This window comes from Bartonella sp. TS25HLJMH (assembly GCF_042193505.1).
Lineage (GTDB): Bacteria > Pseudomonadota > Alphaproteobacteria > Rhizobiales > Rhizobiaceae > Bartonella > Bartonella grahamii.
This window is the reverse complement of sequence record NZ_JBHILV010000055.1, coordinates 1-2,009: the sequence shown is the minus strand read 5'-3', so window position 1 is coordinate 2,009 and position 2,009 is coordinate 1. Positions and strand designations below refer to the sequence as shown.

Here is a 2,009-nt window from a genome sequence, read left to right as displayed (position 1 = left end):
TGCTAGCTATGAGAATGGAGAATGGGTAGCTCCTACATTCAAGGTTAAGACCGTTAATGAATCTGGTACTGAAATTGAAGATAAGGACTATAGTAGTGTAGTAGCTGCTTTTGAGGGTGTTGGTACTTCTTTTGCGAATCTTCAAAAAGAGGTTACAGAAAGCAACACAGAGGTTACTGAACAGATTAAGCAGAATGCGTTGTTGTGGAGCGAGGATGAAGGTGCCTTTGTAGCACAGCATGGAAAAGATGATGCGAAAGCCCATAGCAAGATTAAGTTTCTTGCAAATGGAGATATTTCTGAAAGCTCAACGGATGCAGTAGCGGGTAATCAGCTTTATACTCTTGGCAGCAGTGTTGCGAAGTCTTTAGGCGGTAATGCTAGCTATGAGAATGGCGCATGGACCGCTCCAAGTTTCAAAGTTAAGACTGTCAAGGATGATGGTAGTGATATTGAAGAAAACAGCTATGATAGTGTAGCGGAAGCCTTTGAGGGTGTTGGTACATCTTTCACGAACATTCACAATGAGATTAACAAGGAGATTAGCAAAGTTGTAGGCGATAGCCTTGTTAAACAAGATGCAGAAACAAAGGTTGTCAAGATTGGTGGAGAGACAGGTGGTACAGAAATCACTCTTGCGAACAATGAAGGCCAAGACCGGACCCTTTCTGGGGTAAAAGAAGCAGCGAATGATAATGAAGCAGTTAATAAGGGACAGCTTGATAAAAGTTTGAAGGAGCTCTCTGATACTCTTCAGTCTGAAGATTCTGCGGTTGTTCTCTATGATAAGGATTCAGATGATAAAACTAATTATGGCAGTGTGACTTTTGGGAAGGGTAAAGATTCAGCTCCCGTTGGTCTCCATAATATTGCTGAGGGTAAGATTGCCAAGGATTCTCATGATGCGGTCAATGGTTCCCAGCTTAATAAAGTCTCTGAAGATGTTGCCAAATTCTTGGGAGGAGATACTTCTTTTAAAGATGGCGCTTTTACTGGTCCAACCTATAAATTATCTAAAGTTTCTACAGAGGGTGAAGTAGAAGAAAGCGAATTTAAAGATGTTGGCACAGCCTTTGCAGGTCTTGATACAAATATCAAGAATGTGAACCAGCGTATTAAGGAAGTCTCTCAAGGTGTTGCGCAAGATTCTTTGTCATGGGACAACGATGCGCAGGCTTTTGTAGCTCTTCATGGAGAAGGTAAAGAAAGAGCCAACAGCAAGATTACGTCTCTTGCAAATGGAGCAATTAATAAAAGCTCAACGGATGCAGTAAATGGTTCCCAGGTTCATAGCCTAGGGAGCAGTGTTGCGAAGTCTTTAGGCGGTGGCGCTGGCTATGAGAATGGCGCATGGACCGCTCCAAATTTCAAGGTCAAACAAATCGGTTCTGATGGCGATCTTACTGAGGAGTCCTATAAGAATGTAGCGGATGCTTTTGCAGGTGTTGGTAATTCTTTCACGAGTATTCATGATGAGATTAACACTATGATAAGTGATAGCCTTGTTAAACAAGAAGACAAGACTAATCGTATTACCATTGGAGCGGAAAAAGGTGGTACAGAAATCAATATCGCCAATAAGGACCAAGCAGACCGGACTCTTTCTGGTGTGAAAGAAGCCGTGAAAGGTAATGAAGCTGTTAACAAAGACCAGCTTGATGAGAATGTGACAAAACTTTCTACCGAAATTAATGACGTGCGTTCTGTAGCGGTTTTCTACGATATAGAAGAAGATACAGAAGAGGTCAGTACACTTACCAGATCAGCGCCTAAAGTTAATAAGAATAGTGTGACTTTTGGAGATCCGAGCAAGGGTCAGGTTGGATTGCATAATGTAGCTGAAGGAAAAATAACTGATAGTTCATATGATGCTGTGAATGGTGGTCAGCTTTATTCTCTTGGCAGTAATGTTGCGAAGTCTTTAGGCGGTAATGCTAGCTATGAGAATGGAGAATGGGTAGCTCCTACATTCAAGGTTAAGACCGTTAATGAATCTGGTACTGAAATTG

1 pseudogene is annotated in these 2,009 nt (G+C 41.8%); it reads left to right on the top strand.

The window, feature by feature from the left end:
* A pseudogene (locus tag ACFINF_RS09065) lies at positions 1 to 2,009 on the top strand (hypothetical protein); the annotation flags it as partial.